The sequence below is a fragment of the Undibacterium sp. Ji42W genome, assembly GCF_049340405.1.
Taxonomy (GTDB): domain Bacteria; phylum Pseudomonadota; class Gammaproteobacteria; order Burkholderiales; family Burkholderiaceae_D; genus Undibacterium.
In genome coordinates this window covers 82,302-102,274 of the sequence record NZ_JBMPOV010000007.1, presented here as the reverse complement: position 1 = coordinate 102,274, position 19,973 = coordinate 82,302, and the positions used below count along the sequence as shown (strand labels likewise).

The window sequence follows — 19,973 nt, the reverse complement described above, 5'->3', positions numbered from 1 at the left end:
TACCTGATTGATTTACCCGCTTCTTCCATTAAAACCTTGCAAGGACTTATCATGAAAACCCCACTCTTGAGCATCGCCACTTTACTGTCTGCCATGTCAGTCATGGCAACTACGGGCCTGGCGCAGGCACAATCGAATGTCACCGTGTATGGCGTCGTTGACGCTGGCATCGTCTATGAAAACAATGGCAGCACCACCGTTACCCGCATGGACAGCGGCATCCTCAACAGCAGCCGCCTTGGTTTTAAAGGGACAGAAGACCTGGGCAATGGCCTGAACGCCATCTTCCTGCTCGAAAGCGGCTTCAATGTCGATACCGGTGCGCAGTCAGACGCGGCCAGGCTGTTCAACCGCCAGGTCTTTGTTGGTCTCACCGGTGCGTTTGGTGCAGTGCGCATGGGCCGCCAGGTGAATCCTGTGTATGCCAACAATGCGACGTTTGATCCTTTTCGCATCGGCATGGCGGGTGATTCTTCGCGCCTGATCAGCTTTAACGGCAGCCGTACCGACAACCTGCTGACCTATAGTTACGCCGCCAATGGCCTGCGTGGTGAATTGCAATATGGCGCCGGTGAAGTGGCGGGCAACAACAGCGCCAACCGCACCCTTGCTGGCTTTGCCGGTTACCAGGCCGGGCCTGTAGATGTCGTCATCACGCACCAGAACATCAGGAACGCAACTGACACCAATGCCACCAAAATGACCCTGGTGGGCGGCAATGTGCAAATCGACTGGGCTACTCTGTATGCCGCCTATGGTTGGGAAAAAGGCGTGATACTGGGCACCGCGAGCCCGCTTGATCAACGCGACTTGCTGCTGGGCGTGCGTGCTAAGGCGGGCGAAGCGGGTACTGTGGTGTTTTCCTACATCCGCAAGACCGACAAGGCGGTGGCGAATGCGGACGCAACGCAAGTGGCGATAGGCTATATCCATGACTTGTCAAAACGCACGGCGCTGTACACCAGTTATGGGCAGATCCGCAATGACGGTGCGGCCAAATACAAGGTGCTGATCGGTGGCGCGACGGACAAGGTTTTGAATATGGGCATCCGTCACTACTTTTGAATATTCCTGCCGGGCAGAGTGATATGAGTCTGCCCTGGTGTTCCTGTTATCCCTGGCGTTCCAGCCCTCCCCCTGTCCGATAAAATTTCCAAGGAATATGATCATGAAAACGCTAAAATTACTCACCTTATCCTTGCTAATGGTTTGCTTCATCCCTGCTATTGCAGCAGATGCACCAGAAGATGCCATCGCCATTGTTAACAAAGGCCTGGCGTACATCGATGCGCACGGCAAAGATGCCCTGATTAAGGAAGTCAATAGCAAAAACCCGGCTTTCATCAAAGGCAATGTCTATCTTGCCCTGCGCGCCATGGATGGCACCACCATCGCGCATCCCATGAACCCGCGAGTCGTGGGCAAGAACATGGTGGTCTTTGCGGATGCAGACGGCAAATTCTATAGAAAAGAAATCATCGATATCGCCAAAAGCAAGGGCAAGGGCTGGGTGGATTATCGCTACAATAATCCTGAAACCAAGGAGTTGGAAAAGAAAGCAACCTATTTCGTACGCAGCGGCGATATGATATTGGAAGCGGGGATCTACAAAGGCAAGTAAGCTAAGTAAGCTAAATGGGTTCACCATCAACATGCCATAACGGATTGCTACCCAGGGGGCATCAACATGCAACTGACATGGCTGGAAGATTTTGTCGAGCTGGCGCGCACGCGCAGTTTTTCGCGGGCGGCTGAAAACCGTTTTGTGACCCACCCTGCATTTGGGCGGCGCATACGCGCGCTGGAAGAATGGGTCGGTGCCAGCCTGGTAGAACGCCAGCAACCGGTATCGCTGACGCCGGCAGGCCTGCTTTTTCTCGATGCCGCCATCCACACGCTGGATGTGCTGAACGCCACCAGGGCACAGGTGCAGGATACCGCTTACCGCCAGGACGACACCCTCAGAATAGCCACCGGCCGCACGCTGGCCAATACTTTTTTCCCTGACTGGTATGAATCGGTGAACCGGCGTTATGGGCCATTTTCTGCCTCTATCACCACCAGCGGCGCGCAAGAAGCCATCAAGCATTTATCTGCCGGCGATGTTGATCTGGTGGTCAGCTATTCCAGCCCGGCCACACGCCTGCTGCTGGACCCGCGACAATTTGAAACCATGGCGCTGGAACGCGAAGTGCTGGTACCTGTCTGCGCACCAGATGCACAGGGGCGACCCAAATTCCGCATCTCTGTTTCAGGAAATTCTCCAACTCCCTGGCTGGCATATTCAACCTCGCTCACTTTGCGCGGCGTGCTGGCCAGGCACCTGTCGGAATTGTCGCGCAAGCTTGCCCTGCAAACCGTGTTCCAGGCCGACTCTTATGAATCGATATTGGAAATGGCCAAGCGCGGTACCGGTCTTGCATGGTTGCCCCAGCGCCTGATACTGGATGACTGGAAGCAAGGCAATTTAATGATCGTTGGCGACGCCAGCATGCGTGTCAGCTTCGATATTTGCCTGTGCCGCTTGCGTAGCAGCACCAATCCCATCGTAGAAAAAATCTGGAAAGGCCTGTTGTCTGATTCTGGTTTGCTTGCATAAGCGCGGCTGTGAGCCTGCCTTGCGCTACATTGCTCCTCGCAGCACTTCATTCAATAAAATGTCCGCCCGCACCAATCACGGTGACAGTCACAAAACTGGAGCCATTGTGTTTGCCAGCAGAGAAATTGATGGGAAAATCACCGCCATTCCAGTCATGCATTGATTCCAGTGCCTTGAGCAGAGCAGGCCGCGTCAGCTTGTTGCTGGTCCGTTTCAGCGCTTCTGCCATGACCTTGGCCGCAATAAAACCCTCCAGCGCAATATGGCTGGGCGTGGTCTTCAATGCAGGCGTGGCCGTGGTGTTGAGCGTGGCCTGGTATTCGCGGGCAATCTGGGTCTTGCCATTGAAGGGCGACGGCACGACCTGCGACAAGACCAGGCCACGGCTTTCTTCACCCAGCTCGGCCACCAGCTGGTGCCCGGCGATGAGGCTGCGGGCAAAATACTGTATGGGTTTGACCAGCGCCGCCTTGTTGAATTGCTGGATGAACTGGACCGCATCTTTTCCCGACACGCCCAGCACGACCGCATCCGGGCGTGCCTTTGCCAGCACACCCAGGTTTTTGGAAAAATCGCCCGATTGCAAGCTGATGACCGTGCTGACCAACGGCGTCAGTTGCAGTGCCTGCACCTTGCCCGCCAGTTCCTTTTCCAACGCAGCACCAGACGAACTGTCATAACGTATCAAGGCCACCCGCTTCAAACCCATGACAGAAAACTGTCTTATCAGGGTATCGAGCTCGGCAGAAAAACTCGCACGCGTCATAAACAGATACGGGTTGGTCGTCGCATACAATTCATCATTGCCTGCATACGGTGCTATATACGGCACCTGCGCAGCTGTGGCGATGGGCAAAGACAGTTTGACTGTATTGGTAAACATGTGCCCAAACAGCGCCAGCACATGATATTGCGCGATCAGTTTGCGGGTATTGTCTTCTGCCTGTTTCGGCACATAGGCATCATCAAAGGTCAGCAGTTTGATCGCATGTCCGTTGATACCCCCCTGGCGGTTTATCTTGTCGAAATACAGCAGAGCACCGTCACGGTAAGCCTTGCCCAGTTCACTGAAACTGCCAGTTAAAGGAGCCGACTGACCAAGGACAATATCTGCTGCTGGCAGATTATCAGCCAGTGCTGCAATATTCGTGATGCATAGTAGAGAGCAAGCCAGCACGACTTTCGTGAGTATGAATCTTGATCGCACGGCAAACTCCGGCAATGTCATGGCATGGCAAGAACCAGCAATAAGCTTCTCTGATTTCTGCATGCCCCGTCTGGAAATAAAAACAGAATTCGCTGCACATCAGGCCAGAGCATTCTTTACCTGCCAGATCATTGCTGCTTCTGGCTACTGGAAAGTATATGGGGCAACTAGGGCATGCCCATGCTGATTCGGCACACACTTTTGCTGATTAGGAATGGACATGGATAACTGCAGTTACCCTGACTTTATGGCGCTAAAACGACTCAGATTCTCCAGACTCTTTCCAGCATCGCATAGCCAGGCGCATCATATTGTTTTAGGTCTGCGTTTTGGTAGGGGTAGAAATCATTCTCGCCAAAGTAAGCTTCACTGAGCTCCGCAAAGTATTCGCGGTGGTTGCTCATGGCATAAGCTTCTTGCAGCTCTGGCCCGTGGTCACGCGTGACCTGACGGTAAAGTCCGGCGGCTTTGGCCTTTTCATACGCGCCCAGGATAAACGCATCCAGTTCAGGATGCTGGAAGTGGTAGGCATGCGCCATTTCATGTAACAGTGCATAGGGCTGGCTGCGCACCATGGTCGTAAATTCTTTCCAGTGACAGATTTCTATATTGCCAGCAAATTCAACAGGATAAGCATGCTCACGCAGCCACTGTGCTGATGGATGATGTTGCGCACCAAAGGCGCGGTAAGTGCCGCTGGATACATAGATGCTGACGCTACGTAAACTGCTCTGCGCATGGGCAGGCAATTTCCTGAGTTTGTTCAATTGATCAGTCAAGACGCTGGCAAAGGCAGATCTGGATGCCGCATCTGCCGCCTGCCAACCTTGGTCGAACATCAGAGTCCAGCCATCGATTTGCCGCTTTTGGTAAGTGCTGGATGCAGTAGTTGGGGTCGTGACCAGCAAGAGCAGCGTAGAGCCAAGCAGCAGTGTGCGGCGGCGGCGATTGATATTGAAGGATGGCATGGAATCCAGGTGCAGTGAATGTGCTAAGTAATATGGTGACATGCATGCTGACATGCAGATTTTGTCAGCAGGATTAAAGCACAAGCACCAGCCATGGCGCAATAGTCGGCGCCATGGGTTTATTGGCTTTACACAATGACAGAGAGGCGTGGATCAGCGGCGGTGCGGTGCCCAGTAGCCTTCTCTGAAATGCCAGGAATTGCCTACCTGTTCCCAATGATGCCCGACCCAGTAATGACCAGAGCGCGGTGCCGACCAGTAACCACGATGCCAGACATGGCGGCCACCTTCCCAGAACCAGGCACCGCCTATCCACACATAGTCGGGATTAGGTGCGACACCAATTACTTCAGCATACGGCGCAGGCGGTGCAGTTTCCACCACGACAACCCCAGGCGCATAGGCGGGCTGCGTATATACAGGCTGGGGTTGCGCATGATAGTAAGGGCGTGGCGCAACCACGCAGCCAGTCATCGCGGCAGCGGCAGCAATGACCGTCAGGCCAAGTACAATTTTTTTCATTTTATTCTCCAGATCAATTCCGCACCATGTGGCGGACAAGCACAATGCATGCTTGTTATGTAGTGTCGATAACGGCCATCGTAAAGACCCTGTTGACCGGGTTTTGTAATGATTTGTAGCAGACCATTACAAGCAGGCTGCGCTGGTAAGCAAATGAAACCACAGACATTGCTCCAAACACGCGGCAATACCGTCATGACAACGAAAATTGCTTGCCCGGCAGAGCATTGTATTGCACACTTTACATTCTGAACTGCCCCTTATCGCCTGCTTATTGTCACGACATTAACAATCTGGAGACATCATGCGCATCAACAAAACGTCTGCCATTGCAATGGCTTTTTTCGCTGGCCTGGTTGCGTCACCCCTGTTGCAACATGCGGTCAGCGACGCCCACGCCGATGCGCCTGGCCTGTCTGCCAGCATCATAGATTTGCTGGCGATCAAACATGATGACTTGCCCAAGACCGGCAACCCAGAGTTGAATGCTCGCGCCCTGGTTGTCACGGACAATGCCACGGTCGGCATACAATCCGGCAATGTTGCCAAGCACATCCACCCTCAGACTGACGAAATCCAGTACATCATCGAAGGCAGCGGCAGCATGTGGCTCGGCAAAGAGCGCAGAGATTTCAAACCCGGCAGCCTGATCGTCATCCCCAAAGGCACAGCCCATGCTGGCAGCATCGTCAGCAACGGCCCGGTCAAAGCCATCGCCATCAAGATCCCGCCTCAGGGCAAGACGGATACGGTGTTTGTGGATTGATGGTTGCTGACAGTAGTTCGTTGATAGCAGCGTGTCAAAATTGGTAGGTTGCGCCATGCGCACCGTTTTTTTTGCCAAAATCGATTCCGTGATCAAGTTAAGTTGACACTTGAACGGTGCGCACGGCGCACCCTACTGCTGTATTTACCTATTTATATTGATACCTGCCGCCTCACTTTAAATGAAATCTACCATGCCTTCATGCGATGTTGAAACCAGAGTTACCCCACGCAAGTCAATGCCAGCAATCGTGTTATTTGGTCTGGCATGCTGCCTGCCCAGCCTTGCCATGGCGGACGACTGGAGCGGTTTTCTGGGATTGCTTATCGTGCTGTTTTCACTCCCGGTTGCGGCCATCAGCCTGGTGGCGAGCCTGGTGCTGGTCAGCAAAGGTAAATTCAGAAAACCTGGCTTTTTCGCAAAGTATGCCGCCGTCTTTAGTCTGATGGCAGTCGTACTCGTGATTGCCAGCTATACGTGGAATGATCGCAAATCACTGCACTATGCATCGGCAGGTGAATCCATACTGCTGCTCATCATTCTGCTACCGGGATTCATACAATATCTGCGACGTCATCGGTATGATGAAAAGAATTGATGTTCAGCCTTAGTGTCAGCCAGTTGCAGCCTATTTATCGGCAAGAGAAATAACATGAATTATGTAAAGGCAGCAATTACAGAACAGGATGCAGCCAGTATCAGGTCTGACATCAAGGCAAGCAACCATTTACATGAACTTGCCAGAACGTATGTGGAGACCATGACAAAACACGAGTGGGTGATAGACCACGTCACCAATTCTTATCTCTAAAGAGCATCCGTCCCACGACTTGACTCTGCAATGTCTGAAGTCTATACCTACTTTTACGATGGCAGACTCTATAAAATGCAGGTTACGGGGATGTTTGAGCATTGTTTGGTCGACGTTACCATGAACGACGCATCATTAAATTGGCAGGATGCGAACTTGCACAGTTCCTTTAGGTTGGCCCTTCTGGAACTGGCCTGCCTTTTCTGAGTGCTGCGGATGTATTTACCGAAAAATTAGGTACCACATTTGATCATGCTGCTGCCGTTTTTGAATTCTCGGCAAAAAAAAACGGTACCTGAACAATTACTTATTTGACTTAGCGTACTTCAATCATAATAAATAGCTAATTCTCCTACCAGAAGCTTGCCCTATCAACGTCGCAGGTACACTTGCTTCCCCTTAAAACCAAGACTGTTTGTGCTATCCTTGCAAATAGACAATATACAATACCCACCTTAAGCCATCACCTCTGATGATGCACCTGCCACTGCCAAGGCTTTATGGAAAATTCACCCGATAAAAAGCCCATTTACGTGACGCAACCTCATTTGCCGCCGCTTGAGGAATTTATTCCTTATCTGGAGCAAATTTGGGATAACAAGATACTGACCAATGGCGGGCCTTTCCATCAACAACTGGAGGCTGCGCTGTGCGAATACCTGGGTGTCGAGCATCTGGCCCTGTTCACCAATGGCACCCTGGCGCTGGTGACTTCCTTGCAGGCGCTGCGCATTACCGGCGAAGTGATCACTACCCCCTATTCATTTGTGGCAACCGCGCATTCGCTGCTATGGAATGGTATCAAGCCGGTGTTTGCAGATATAGACCCGCATACCCTCAATCTTGATCCATCGCGCATAGAAGCAGCTATCACACCGCAGACAACGGCCATCATGCCTGTGCATTGCTATGGGCACCCTTGTGATGTCGAGGCGATACAGTCGATTGCCGACCGTTACAATCTGAAGATCATCTACGATGCGGCCCATGCATTTGCGGTCAAGGACAGAGGCGCGAGCATCATGCGTCATGGTGATCTGTCAGTGCTGAGTTTTCATGCAACCAAGGTATTCAATACCTTTGAGGGTGGTGCGATTATCTGCCCTGACGCCAAGACCAAGAACCATATAGACCATTTGAAGAACTTTGGTTTTGTCGATGAAACCACGGTCACTGCACCGGGTATCAATGGCAAGATGAGCGAATTCAATGCTGCACTAGGCTTGCTGCAATTAAAGCACATAGACCAGGCGCTGGCGCGACGCCGTGAGATTGATGCGCTCTACCGTGAATTGCTCAAGGATGTGAAAGGTGTGAGTTGCGTGCAGGGTGGCGGCAATGCGGTGGCGAACTGTGCCTACTTCCCTATCCTCGTCAACGAGGCTTATCCCGTCAGCCGCGATGCACTGTATGAATCATTGCGGGCGCAAAAGATCATGGTGCGACGCTATTTTTACCCGCTGATTTCTGACTTCCCCATGTATCGTGGCTTGCCATCGGCACAGAAAGATAATCTGCCTGTCGCCCGTGTGGCGGCACAGCAGGTGTTATGCCTGCCGATTTATCCTGAGCTCAGCGATGCGCAGGTCAGCATGATCGTTGAGCACATCGCCAGCCAATAATGGAAGCGGCTCATACTGTTGCAGATGCCGGCCCCAATATCGGCTCAGGGCCTGGCCTCAAGGTCGCCATCATGCAGCCTTATTTTTTCCCCTACATAGGCTACTTCCAGCTTATCAATGCGGTGGATTTGTTCATCGTGTACGACAATATCAAATACACCAAAAAAGGCTGGATCAACCGTAACCGCTTTTTGCAAAACGGCCAGGACTGCATGTTTTCGCTGCCGCTAAAAAGTGATTCGGATAAGCTGGATATTGTTGAACGTGAACTGGCCGCCGACTTCAACCCGCGCAAACTCTTGCAGCAGCTCAGCGGCGCTTATCGCCGTGCGCCTTACTTTCCACAAACCCTGCCTTTGCTGGAGGCGGTGTTGCTGCATGATGAAAAGAACCTGTTCCGCTTTCTGGAGCATGCCTTGCGCAAGACTTGCGCGCATCTGGGTATCGCAACTGAGTTCAGGGTCTCATCGACCATCCCCATCGCCCATGAGCTTAAGGGCAAGCATAAAGTCATGGCCCTGTGTCAGGCTGTTGGTGCGCATACCTATGTCAATGCGATAGGTGGGATGGACTTGTACGAGCCGCAAGAGTTCAGCCAGCATGGGCTGGAACTGAAATTCATACGCTCGAAACCGTTTGAATATGCACAGGCTGGTGCAGGCTTTGTACCCTGGTTATCAATCATTGATGTGATAATGTTCAACCCGCCTGAAGCCATACAAAGCACTCTGGACCATGGTTTTGACTTGATTTGAGCCCGCTTCGCGTAAAATGCCTATATGACAGCATGAAGGAAGCATCCATGTTCAAATGGAAAAAATTGGGCAAGATATTTGATCCGGCACTCATCAAAGACCGGCCATGGATATCGGCCTTTGCACAAGCACCCAGCACCCTGATCTTGGAAGACAGAATCAGGGTGTATTTTGCCTGCCGCCCGCCGGCGGATAGCCAGGGCAATTATGTCAGCCTGTCGGCCTATGCCGACTTCAGGCGGGATGACCCCAGCCAGCTGATCAGTGTATGCGAAGCGCCTTTGCTACCCCTGGGTGGCCCTGGTAGCTTTGATGAATTTGGGGCGTACTTCACTTCAGTGATACGTAAGGATGAAGACGTACTGGCCTATTATGTCGGTTATTCGCGTTGCGAGTCTGTGCCATTTACGATCAATATCGGTGCCGCCATCAGCCATGACGGTGGCGACAGCTTTGCCCGGCTTGGCCCCGGCCCGGTCTTGCCCTGTACACTGGATGAACCATTTTTTTTGACCGTACCAAGAATCCGTCGCTTCAATGGCCGCTGGTATCTGTTCTATAGTGCAGGGCAACGCTGGTTGCAGACACCCAGCCGCGCAGAGCCCGTATATCAGATCAGAATGGCGACCTCGGATGACGGTATTAACTGGGTCAAGCATGGCCGCAACCTGGTCGAATGCAGGATAGGCGAGAATGAATGCCAGGCCTGCCCTGATGTGTTTGAATATGGCGGCAGATACCACATGCTCTTCAGCTACCGTGCCAGTACCAATTACCATGGCAAGGAAGGCGGTTACCGCATGGGCTATGCCAGTTCTGATGATTTGTTCAACTGGGTACGCGATGATGACAAGGCGGGGCTGGAGATTTCTGAAGAAGGCTGGGATTCAGAAATGGTATCCTTCCCCCATGTATTTGCCGTTGATGGCGCAGTTTATCTGCTCTATCTGGGTAACCAGATGGGCAGGCATGGTTTTGGTCTGGCCAGGCTGGAAACCTGAATTGATAAAATCCCTGCGTCTTGCTGATGATGTTTAGCAAGGGCAACTGAATTAATGAGATAAATGAGATGAATAAGATGACAGTGAATCCTCTGCTCGACAAAGAAAAAGGCTTGCTGGAAGCCTATGCGGCCAACTACATCACCTCGGACGACTCCAGCCAGCAAAGGCTGATGCGTGAACTCGAGATCCGTGTCTTCAAACAATTCATGAAGCGCGGCAAGGCGCTGGAGCTGGGTTGCGAGATCGGCTATATGTCCGAGCTGTTGAGCCCGCTGGTGGATACGCTGGATATTGTCGATGCTTCACAAGAATTCTTGAACAGGACCAAGTCACGCAATCTGCCGAACGCGAATTATTTTTGCTCACTGTTTGAGCATTATGACGCCCCCTATCAATATGATGCCGTCATCGCTTCCCATGTGCTTGAGCATTTACTGGATGTGCAGGAAGTCTTGAAGATGGTGCACAAGTCACTGAGCAAAGATGGTCTGTTGTTTGTCGCCGTACCGAACGCGCGTGCCTTGTCACGCCAACTCGCCAGGCACATGGGCCTGCTCGACAGCCTGTATGAACTGACACCAAATGATTTGCGTGGCGGCCACCGCCGCGTGTATGACCGCGTCACGCTGAATCGTGAACTGGAAACTGCCGGTTTTGAAATCGTCGCGCAAGGCGGTATTTTCTTCAAATACCTGGCCGATTTCCAGATGGATAAAATGATCGATTCCGGCATACTCGGTGAACCACAACTCGAAGGTCTGTTCAGCCTGGGCAATGAATATCCCGACATGTGTGCAGACGTGTATGCCGTCGTGCGCAAGAAAACCACGGCTGGCGCTGAATGAAGAGCAGCATCATGAGATGGAAAAAACTGGGCAAGATATTTGACCCTACCCAGCACCAGTTGCCGAATGACTGCGTGGCATTTGCCCAGTCACCACAGGCGCTGGTGTTTGATGATTTCATCCGTATTTATTTTTCTACCCGCGCACTCGAACAAAAAACCGGCAAATACCTGAGCCATATTGCCTTTGTCGATATGGACAAGGAATTAAAAACCACCTTGCGGGTATCACAGCAAACCGTGATACCGCTGGGTGACTTGGGTAGTTTTGATGAGCATGGTATTTTCCCCATGAATGTGCTGCGCCACGAGGGCCGTATCTATGGCTATACCTGTGGTTGGAGCAGACGTGTATCAGTGTCTGTGGAAACGGCGGTTGGGCTGGCAACCAGCGATGATGATGGCCTGACTTTTCAGCGCATGGGCCCAGGCCCGGTATTGTCAGCATCGCTGCATGAGCCCTGTCTGGTGGGTGATGGCTTTGTCAAAGTCATCGGCAATACTTTTCACATGTGGTATATCTTTGGCACAGGCTGGACACAGTTTGCAGCAGATGCTGTACCGGACCGCATCTACAAGATAGGCCATGCCACATCCGCCGATGGCATACACTGGGAAAAAGAAGAAGCGCGCCAGATCATTGCTGACCAGATAGGCGAACATGAATGCCAGGCTCTGCCGACAGTCGTAGACATTGATGGACGTTACCATATGTTTTTTTGCTACCGCCACGCCTATGACTTCAGAACCAATGCAGAGCGCGGCTACCGCATAGGCCATGCCTGGTCAGATGACTTGCTGAACTGGACCAGGGATGATCTGCAAGCCCGGCTGGAAGGCACGCCAGGTGAATGGGATGCCGACATGCAGTGCTACCCGCATGCATTCAATAGCGATGGCCGCACTTACCTGCTGTATAACGGCAGTGAATTTGGACGTTACGGTTTTGGTGCAGCAGTGCTGGAAAAATAAGCCCCACGATAAGCCCCACAAATTCCTCCAAATGAATCCCGCCATCCAGTTTTCGCACAACCAGGCCAGCCACCAGGCGATAGCGGCACATCTGCGGCAATGTGATGCTGCCTTCGTGCCATCGTTGAGCAGCCGCTTGAACATAGACGACTACGCCAGCAAAATCATTAGCCGTGCACAGCGGTTTGAAGCCAGCGCCAGCGCCGAACATGAGCTGGCGGGTCTGGTCGCCATGTATTGTAACGATGATTCCAACGATGGTTGTAAAGACACCCAGCATGGCCGCGCCTTCATCACCAATGTCAGCGTATTGCCCACCTGGCAGCAGCAGGGCATCGCGCGGGCCTTGTTGAAACAGGCGCTGCACTATGCTAAGCACTGTGGCTGCATGCAGGTGGAACTTGAAGTCAACACCAACAATCCCACCGCCATTGCGCTGTATGAAAAAATCGGCTTTGTGCAGCATGCAAAAGCGAATATGAATACAGCAGACAATATGGTGATGCGCCATATTTTCTCATGAAACCTGCCCCACTCTCCCTTGCCCATCATGAATAAAACCATACTGATTTTCCCTGCCGGCATGCCGCAGGCTGTTGCCTTCATGCAGTCCCGCAAAAACGATGATGGCAGGCTGATCGGTGCCTCTTCCCTGGTACTGGACCCGGCACGTCAGGCCTATGGTGACAGCGACTGGCTGCAACTGCCCTTTGTGAATCATGCCGATTTTGACCAAAGCTTATTAACTGCAATACAAGAGCAAGGCATTACCAACATCTATACACCGCATGCGGTAGTCTGGGATTACCTGAACCGTTTGCTGCCTGCCCTGGCTCCCGCGGTCAGTTTATTGAATACCACACCCGCCAATGCCGAGCTGGATGCTTTTCGCGTTGCGACGCAATGGGCGAGAGCTGTGCTTGAGCAACCGATAGCCGTAGCAGCGCAAACAACAGTCAAACCTGATCTGCCCTTGTTGAGCATTGCCGCCCTGTACCGGCATGTGCAGGATATTCCTGGCATGTGCGACCATGAAAAACTGCGCGCCCTGTATGAAATTGCCCGCAGTTGCCCGACTGGTGATGTCGTTGAAATTGGTAGCTGGTGGGGTAAGTCTGCGTTCATCCTCGGCCATCTGGCGCAAAGCTATGATCTGGGCAATGTGCTGTGCATAGACCCATGGTCAGAAACCGGCATCGTCTCAGAAGGTGCCGACAGCCTGGTTGAAGCAGCCTTCACCCATTTCAGCGCAGAAGAAGCCTTTGGCGTATTCCTGGTCAACCTGCTGCCTTACAGCCACGGCAGGCTCAATTACCTGCGCATGCCATCACTTGATGGTGCCAGTTATTATGCCAGCCACGACAGTGTCAATAACACCGTGTTTGGCAACACGAGCTACAGCGGCCAGATCGCCTTGCTGCATATCGATGGCAACCACAGCGAAGACAGCGCCAGGGCTGATGTGGCGGCCTGGTGCCCGCTGGTGGCACCTGGTGGCTGGATAGTCATCGACGATTACTCATGGCCTTTTGGCGATGGACCGCGCCGCGCTGCCGATGCTTATCTCACCAGCCATCAGGCAGAAATAGCTACGGCGTTTTTCATGGGTGGAGCACTGTTCATCCAGAAAAAAGTGCAGCACCCATGAACACCAGCGACGCGCAATGTATTACTGCGCGTCGTTCAAATCCTTTTCAAGCACCTCAAATGACTGCGCAGGCAAACCCTGACACCAGTTTTGCCACATGATGCGCAAGGCACGCTGCAAGCCGCAGGCGATCAGTTCGGGGCGGCCCGGTACTGATTGCTGTATGCGTGTACGCATGCTCATGCGCAGGCTGGCCAGGCTGGCCAGATCAGTGGCCGCAGCCACTGCCTTGCGCACGAATTCATCGGCATCACCAGCGATATAATTATCCAGGCCCAGATGCCCCATGATGGATGTACTAGTGCGGCTGGGTATGGTCTGGCCATGCAGGGTCACGGTGGGCACGCCCATCCAGACCGCATACATGGTGGTGGTGCCGCCTGAATACGGGAAAGTGTCGAGGCAGATATCCACCTGCTGATGCAGCATCAGGTATTTGCGCAAGTCACAATGCGGCTCAAAAACCAGACGATCAGCACTGATACCGGCATGATCAAACCAGCTACGGATAGCCGGGTGCTCACCGTCGGCAGGCATGGAACCCAGCAGCATGCGTGAGTTGGGTACAGACTGTAAAACCTTGGCCCAGACCGCGACGGCGTTAGCATTAATCTTGCCGACACGGTTAAAACTGCCAAAGGTAACATAGCCTTTCGCCAGCGCAGGCAAAGCCACCAGATCAGGCGGGTTCACCGTTGATTTGAATGGCGCATTGGCTGGAAGACGGACTATCTTTTCGACAAACTGCGATTCAAACTCACCCGGTGGCAGGATAAATCGGTCAGACAGGAAGTAATCGACAGAGCGAAAGCCAGTAGTGCCTGGGTAACCCATCCAGCTCGCCTGTATGGGTGCTGGCTTGTGCGCAAAAGCCTGCAATCTGTGCATGCTGGTATGGCTGGAGAGATCAATGAGGATATCAATACCATCCTGCATGATTTGCGTCACCAGATCTGCGTCAGACAACTCAGCCACCTTGCGCCAGTGCCTGAAGCGGGAGCGGATGCGGTAAGTGATCTCGTCATCCACGCTATTATTATAGTAAATGAATACCGCGATATCACTGGCATTGGCCAGGTGTTCAAGCACAGGTTCTATGAAAGATGCCACCGCATGATTGCATAAATCTGCCGAGACAAAGCCTACCCTCAATTGCTTTTGCGGGTCACGATGGTTTTGATGTCTGGGCCATGCATCGCGCAAACCAGCCTCATAGATATCGCCTATGCGGCAGTGTTCGGCAAACAGGGCTTGCGGATCAGCCGCCTGATTTTCAAGCATGTTGAATAATTTCCAGCTGGCCAGCTCTATGCGCTGGTCGATCAGGCTGGGATCAATCTCCAGTGCCTGTTTAAGCGCCTGTTCTGCATCCGTCATCTCGCCCTGGAATTTGAGGATGGACGCCAGTATGCAATAAAAATCACCTGCCTGCGGCGCATGCTGGATGGCATTGCGGCAGCTCACTTCTGCTTCTTCAGGCTTATGCTGGCCCATCAGCAACAGGGCGATATTGATATGCGCATAGGCATGCTGCGGGTTGATCGCAAGCACAGCCGTGAAGCTGCGCTCGGCACTAGCCACCAACCCTTGTCCTATCTGTATGCCACCGAGATTAAAGTACGCCTCGACAAAATCAGGTTTGATTTTGATCGCTGCCTGGTAGCAGGCCACTGCTTCTGACATATGCCTTAGCTGGGTCTGCTTCTCTCCGAGCTGGAAATGCCAGTTGGCATCATCCTTCACACTGGCAATCAGGCGCTGGTAGTGGCTGTCGGCCTGCACCAGGCGGTTTTGCGCGCCGAGCGTATCAAGTAAAATGGCCCGCGCTTCTGCATGGGTGGGCTGCACTTCCAGTAAGCGCCACAACCAGATTTCAGCTTCGACGCCCTTGGCCTGTGCCAGCAGCGCATTACTCAACATCCACAATAATTGAGGAGATACCGGGACTGCAGTGCTGGCTTGTTTCAGCAATGCTTCAGCCTCGGCATGACGTGACTGCGTCAGCAATAGGCCGCCCAGATTGGCATAGGTATTCATGGAGTCGGGATTGATTTCCAGCACGCGCCGGAAACATGGCTCAGCCTCAGCCAGTCTGTTCTGCCCCTGTAATAAAGTCCCCAGGTTGAAATGCGCAAAAGAAAAAGCCGGGTTGATCTGTATGGCCAGGCGATAACTGGCCTCTGCCTCTGGCAAACGGTTTTGCACCGTCAGATTGGCGGCCAGGTTGAAATGCGCCACCGCATTACCAGGTTCACGCGCGATCAATTGCTGGTAAGTGGCTTCGGCCTCTGCACTGCGACCTTGCCCATCAAGGGTCAGACCCAGATTGATCGCGGCGTCGCTAAAGGCAGGCGCCATTTCCAGAGCGCGGCGATAAGCCGCTTCAGCCACCGCCAGTTGTCCGCGCTCATAGGCAATATCGCCCAGCTTGTTGTGTACCTGCGCATCTTGTGGATTAAGCGCAAGCGCCTGCTGGCAGTAATCCTCTGCCTCGTCGAGTTTACCAGCAGCAAACAACTGATTACCCTGCTCCAGCAAACTGCCCTTGCCTTCCGGTTTCCCTGCAATGGGTTGAGCGCTGCCACGACTCTCAGTTGCCCTATCAGCCGCAGCCGGTACAGCCTGTATCGCTGGCTGGGCAACAGCCTCATTGCCTGAACCCAGGCGCTTTTTAAACCAAGAAAACATGCAAAAATCCTTTGCTCAGTAACGTTTGCCACGATTTCTCAGGCAATGCGGCAGCCTGAGTGGCAAAACACACATATTAACGCAGGATAACATCGCTACGTCTGATTCTAAAGCCCGCAGCATGAAACGGCCTGGATTACTCTCTCCAGATTTCTTGTGCATCGAAGTATTTGTCACCCAACACCAAAATTATTGCATAATTGCCACTACGCAATTGCTTGCAAGCACTGGCAATCCCAGCAAAAAAGTGAACGACAAGTTCACGCCCCATACGGAGACTTCATGAACAAGAAAATAGCCAGTGCATACGCATTGAGTCTGTTGGCAGTGATATTGGCAGGATGCGGTGGCGGCTCAGGTACCAGCGGCAGTGCCAGCACTGCACCTGACACCAGCAGCCAAACCCAGGTCAGTACCAGCCTGGTACCCGTTATCTTGCCAGGGCCGGTTCCGACAGATTCACCGCCACCACCCACTGGCGGCAGCTATGCGATGTCACTGGCGATTCCACCACGTCATCAGTGGAATGCCAACTACGGCTATTGCGGCGAAACCGCTTTCATCAGCGCCGGTTTGTATTACGGTCAGTATGTATCGCAATACACAGCGCGCGCTGCCGCAACACCGGGTTTAAGTCAAAACGATGTCAATAGCCAGTTGCTCGTCTCGGTCAATGATTTGACCGCAGCAGCCAATATGCACCTCAATGCAGTTGAGTGGAATGGGCAATCCAGCACTACTACGACCAACCAGTACCTGGCATGGATCAAGGGTCATGTGCTGGCTGGTTATCCGGTCATCATGGGTATCTATGTGAATCAGTACCAGCCTGGCGGCAACCCTGCGGCTGGTTTTTCCAGCTATGACCATCTCGTCCCGGTGAATGGCATCGCCTCCAGCCACCCACTGGTACCTGGATTGAACCAGACTTATTACGCCGACGATATTTTGCAGTTCAGCGATAACGACGGCACCAACAATGCCAGCTACCCCAACCAGTTTACTGCTCCGCCAGTGGCAGCTGCCTATTTGTTCCAGTATGCCTTCGACAAATTCCAGATGACACGCACCCAGGCCAATGCCCCGGCTGCACCACCATACTCGCTAGCCCTGCATAGCAACGGCAGCAACCCTAACGCAGCCGTTGCCATTACCGGTGTCATCGATATAAATAGAGAAACGGTGCCAGTGCGGCTGGCAACCGACTTGAATTATGAAAACCCGGCCATGAGCAAAGGCGCAAATACTCCGCCCATGGCAGCCCCACTGACCCTGACCGCCACCGTATATGGCCTGAGCACTGGCATTAAATACAATGTCTATCAATACAGTTCACTGGCAGCCATCCCCAATTCATCTTTCAACGCCAATGCTGCCGCAGCCACGCAAACCTTTAGCTTCACCGCCACCGATTCCACCTATGTGCTGCCCCCAGTAAAAATCATGTCCAACCAGACTGCAGCCTTCCGCGCGGTGCCTGCGTCGGCGCGGTGAAGAAATACCTTGAAGCCGGACTCTGGATATATATGCAGTCATGACTGCATGAATCAACTGCACAGATGCGGGGACACTGTTCCCCGCTACGACTCCAAATCAAAATCAATTAAGCTGACTACTAACCGATGATAAATAAAAAACTGCGGGTCTTACTATTTGCCGTCATGATCCCATTCTCTGCATGCATAGCGCAAGACATGAACCAGACCCAGCCCCAAACCATGCCCATAAAAATCGACAAAATGCGGAGCCCGGAAATAGGTGGAATAAAACAGTTTGTAGAAATAAAGACGGATGATGCCAACAAACCCGTCCTGTTATTTTTATCGGGCGGCCCCGGAAGCTCGATGATGAACAATGCGGCTGCTTTCACGACTATTTTGAAAGACAGGTTTACGATAGTCCAATGGGACCAGAGAGATGCCGGGAAAACGCTCAAACTCAATCCTTCACCTGTACAACCCACGGTTGAGCTCATGGAAAAGGATACCTATGAAGTCATACAATTCATCAGAAAAGAATTAAAACAGAAAAAAATATATTTACTCGGCAGCTCCTGGGGCAATGTCCTGGGCTTTTACATCGTCAAAAATCACCCTGAGTTATTGCATGCTTATTTTGCGGTAAATCCCGTCATCAGCCAGCTTGCAAGTGAAAAAGAATTGCTGGCTGCCTTGAAGATCCATTTCAAGGACAATGCGCCCGCCAGCCAGGAACTGGCCAGCGTCAACATCCCATTTAAAATCGACGAAGACCTGTTCTACCTGAGAAAATGGCTGCTCTACAAAGAAGGCAAAGAATTCGCCTCTAGCACTGACTTCAAGAATGGCTTCTTGCTATGGTCAAAAACCTGGTCGCCTGTATGGAACGCCGTCATGAGCATGGATTTACCAAAGACCTTGAAAGAAGTCGATTGCCCGGTGTATTTTTTGGTAGGGAAAAACGATATACAAACATCTGCCCAAATTACCAAAGACTATTTCGCACAATTGAAGGCACCAAAGAAAGCGCTGTTTTTATTTGAACATTCCGGACATCAGATTCATAAAGACGAAGCAGAAAAATTTCAGCAGACCATCATCAGCACCTTGCCTGCGATGGCAACTACGCCATAAAAACTTGCGCAACAGGCGGGGCTATGCATGACGGTACTCGCCTCGATCTGATCTGACAAAGGCCACCAAGATTCATAGTGGTTTTATTTTCTTCACTTATTCGTCAACAATGAGGGTAAAAACGCTGAAATCGTGCGAGCCTGGAAAAAGACTACATGCGTGCCAAGAGCGTGATTGGAGTGGCGGGCCAATAAGCTATCGCTGAAGGCATTCAATAAAGCTTATTGGCTGATTAGTTAAATCAGAAGAACTCCAGTTGGAAATCATTCTGTCGATGCTAAATCAGCAATTGGCACTGCTGTAGTCGTCACATCGCTCTGCTTGTTCCTCGGTTAAGCCACATACAGCAATACAGCACCAAAATGGCACATGCTTCCGCCAAGTACGAAGAGGTGCCACACCCCGTGTCCGTGACGCCATTTGTGATCTGTGGCATAAAACGCGATGCCGCCAGTGTAAAGTGCACCGCCTGCTGCCAGCCACCAGAAGCCGTCTATGGTGAGCGCATTGATGAGCGGCTTAGCAGCGATCACGCCAACCCAGCCCATCACCACGTAGATCAGCAATGACATTAACCGTGCTCCTTTGGCGTACCACAACTCTTGCAGGACACCAGCAACAGCAAGCCCCCACACCACGCCGAACAGCGACCAACCCCAAGTCCCCTTGAGGCTGACCAGTGTGAATGGCGTATAGGTACCAGCAATTAGCAAGTAGATCGCGCAATGGTCGAGCCGACGCAATACATCTTTGGCGGGCCCTTGGGAGCTGTGATACAGCGCAGATGTAAAATACAGGGCAAATAGCGTGGCAGCGTAAATGCTAAAACTAACAATCTTCCAATAGTCACCACCGCGAGCTGCTATCGTAATCAGCGATACGCCGCCCACTGCCGCCAGTGCAGCACCCACCGCGTGGGTAATGCTGTTAAAGCGCTCTCCATAATACATGCGTA

The 19,973-nt window shown here is 52.3% G+C and carries 20 protein-coding genes; 15 read left to right on the top strand and 5 right to left on the bottom strand.

Annotation, left to right across the window (positions count from 1 at the left end; all coding sequences use genetic code 11):
• Window positions 1–51: 51 nt before the first annotated feature.
• From ACO0LG_RS16365 to ACO0LG_RS16355, 3 genes are all read left to right on the top strand, one after another.
• Window positions 52–1,065, top strand: coding sequence for a porin (locus ACO0LG_RS16365; protein WP_423028200.1), 1,014 nt, complete (start codon window positions 52–54; stop codon window positions 1,063–1,065).
• A gap of 103 nt (window positions 1,066–1,168) precedes the next feature.
• Window positions 1,169–1,621 carry a cache domain-containing protein gene (locus tag ACO0LG_RS16360; RefSeq protein ID WP_423028198.1) on the top strand — a complete coding sequence of 151 codons (453 nt, stop codon included), beginning with the start codon at window positions 1,169–1,171 and terminating at the stop codon, window positions 1,619–1,621.
• Between the two features lie 66 nt (window positions 1,622–1,687).
• The gene (locus ACO0LG_RS16355) at window positions 1,688–2,599 is read left to right on the top strand and encodes a LysR family transcriptional regulator (protein ID WP_423028196.1); all 912 of its coding nucleotides are present in this window, start codon (window positions 1,688–1,690) and stop codon (window positions 2,597–2,599) included.
• A gap of 46 nt (window positions 2,600–2,645) precedes the next feature.
• Here ACO0LG_RS16355 and ACO0LG_RS16350 read toward each other — a convergent pair whose 3' ends face one another.
• The 3 genes from ACO0LG_RS16350 to ACO0LG_RS16340 all read right to left on the bottom strand — a co-directional run bounded on the left by ACO0LG_RS16350 (window position 2,646) and on the right by ACO0LG_RS16340 (window position 5,296).
• Window positions 2,646–3,806: an ABC transporter substrate-binding protein gene (locus tag ACO0LG_RS16350; RefSeq protein ID WP_423028194.1), complete on the bottom strand. Its 1,161-nt coding sequence runs from the start codon at window positions 3,804–3,806 to the stop codon at window positions 2,646–2,648.
• A gap of 263 nt (window positions 3,807–4,069) precedes the next feature.
• Window positions 4,070–4,774, bottom strand: a complete 705-nt coding sequence (locus ACO0LG_RS16345; RefSeq protein WP_423028192.1) for a hypothetical protein — start codon at window positions 4,772–4,774, stop codon at window positions 4,070–4,072.
• Between the two features lie 153 nt (window positions 4,775–4,927).
• Window positions 4,928–5,296 carry a hypothetical protein gene (locus ACO0LG_RS16340; protein ID WP_423028190.1) on the bottom strand — a complete coding sequence of 123 codons (369 nt, stop codon included), beginning with the start codon at window positions 5,294–5,296 and terminating at the stop codon, window positions 4,928–4,930.
• Between the two features lie 304 nt (window positions 5,297–5,600).
• Here ACO0LG_RS16340 and ACO0LG_RS16335 point away from each other — a divergent pair, with 304 nt between their 5' ends.
• The 10 genes from ACO0LG_RS16335 (at window position 5,601) to ACO0LG_RS16290 (ending at window position 13,718) form a co-directional block, all read left to right on the top strand.
• Complete coding sequence (locus ACO0LG_RS16335; RefSeq protein ID WP_423028188.1) at window positions 5,601–6,062, top strand: cupin domain-containing protein; 462 nt, start codon at window positions 5,601–5,603, stop codon at window positions 6,060–6,062.
• A 193-nt stretch (window positions 6,063–6,255) separates the two neighbouring features.
• Window positions 6,256–6,660: a hypothetical protein gene (locus ACO0LG_RS16330; protein ID WP_423028186.1), complete on the top strand. Its 405-nt coding sequence runs from the start codon at window positions 6,256–6,258 to the stop codon at window positions 6,658–6,660.
• 54 nt (window positions 6,661–6,714) lie between these two features.
• Window positions 6,715–6,873 (top strand): hypothetical protein, encoded by a 159-nt coding sequence (locus tag ACO0LG_RS16325; RefSeq protein ID WP_423028184.1) that lies wholly within the window; start codon window positions 6,715–6,717, stop codon window positions 6,871–6,873.
• A gap of 500 nt (window positions 6,874–7,373) precedes the next feature.
• Window positions 7,374–8,495 carry a DegT/DnrJ/EryC1/StrS family aminotransferase gene (locus tag ACO0LG_RS16320; RefSeq protein ID WP_423028182.1) on the top strand — a complete coding sequence of 374 codons (1,122 nt, stop codon included), beginning with the start codon at window positions 7,374–7,376 and terminating at the stop codon, window positions 8,493–8,495.
• Window positions 8,495–9,250 carry a WbqC family protein gene (locus ACO0LG_RS16315; protein ID WP_423028180.1) on the top strand — a complete coding sequence of 252 codons (756 nt, stop codon included), beginning with the start codon at window positions 8,495–8,497 and terminating at the stop codon, window positions 9,248–9,250. The genes ACO0LG_RS16320 and ACO0LG_RS16315 overlap by 1 nt, the downstream gene beginning before the upstream one ends.
• Before the next feature lie 47 nt (window positions 9,251–9,297).
• Window positions 9,298–10,251: a hypothetical protein gene (locus tag ACO0LG_RS16310; RefSeq protein WP_423028178.1), complete on the top strand. Its 954-nt coding sequence runs from the start codon at window positions 9,298–9,300 to the stop codon at window positions 10,249–10,251.
• Between the two features lie 68 nt (window positions 10,252–10,319).
• A complete protein-coding gene (locus ACO0LG_RS16305; protein ID WP_423028176.1) occupies window positions 10,320–11,099 on the top strand; it encodes a class I SAM-dependent methyltransferase in 780 nt (259 codons plus the stop codon).
• An 11-nt stretch (window positions 11,100–11,110) separates the two neighbouring features.
• Window positions 11,111–12,070 (top strand): hypothetical protein, encoded by a 960-nt coding sequence (locus ACO0LG_RS16300; protein WP_423028174.1) that lies wholly within the window; start codon window positions 11,111–11,113, stop codon window positions 12,068–12,070.
• A gap of 31 nt (window positions 12,071–12,101) precedes the next feature.
• On the top strand, window positions 12,102–12,593 hold the full coding sequence (locus ACO0LG_RS16295; protein ID WP_423028172.1) for a GNAT family N-acetyltransferase: 492 nt from the start codon (window positions 12,102–12,104) through the stop codon (window positions 12,591–12,593).
• Between the two features lie 27 nt (window positions 12,594–12,620).
• Complete coding sequence (locus ACO0LG_RS16290; protein ID WP_423028170.1) at window positions 12,621–13,718, top strand: class I SAM-dependent methyltransferase; 1,098 nt, start codon at window positions 12,621–12,623, stop codon at window positions 13,716–13,718.
• A gap of 21 nt (window positions 13,719–13,739) precedes the next feature.
• Here ACO0LG_RS16290 and ACO0LG_RS16285 read toward each other — a convergent pair whose 3' ends face one another.
• Window positions 13,740–16,406 carry a tetratricopeptide repeat protein gene (locus tag ACO0LG_RS16285; protein WP_423028168.1) on the bottom strand — a complete coding sequence of 889 codons (2,667 nt, stop codon included), beginning with the start codon at window positions 16,404–16,406 and terminating at the stop codon, window positions 13,740–13,742.
• Between the two features lie 282 nt (window positions 16,407–16,688).
• Between ACO0LG_RS16285 and ACO0LG_RS16280 the strand changes: the two genes are divergently transcribed.
• Complete coding sequence (locus ACO0LG_RS16280) at window positions 16,689–17,900, top strand: C39 family peptidase (RefSeq protein WP_423028166.1); 1,212 nt, start codon at window positions 16,689–16,691, stop codon at window positions 17,898–17,900.
• Between the two features lie 128 nt (window positions 17,901–18,028).
• Complete coding sequence (locus tag ACO0LG_RS16275; RefSeq protein WP_423028164.1) at window positions 18,029–19,018, top strand: alpha/beta fold hydrolase; 990 nt, start codon at window positions 18,029–18,031, stop codon at window positions 19,016–19,018.
• A gap of 332 nt (window positions 19,019–19,350) precedes the next feature.
• Here the strand turns inward: ACO0LG_RS16275 and trhA are convergent, their stop codons facing one another.
• Window positions 19,351–19,968 carry a PAQR family membrane homeostasis protein TrhA gene (gene trhA, locus ACO0LG_RS16270; RefSeq protein ID WP_423028162.1) on the bottom strand — a complete coding sequence of 206 codons (618 nt, stop codon included), beginning with the start codon at window positions 19,966–19,968 and terminating at the stop codon, window positions 19,351–19,353.
• Window positions 19,969–19,973 lie beyond the last annotated feature (5 nt).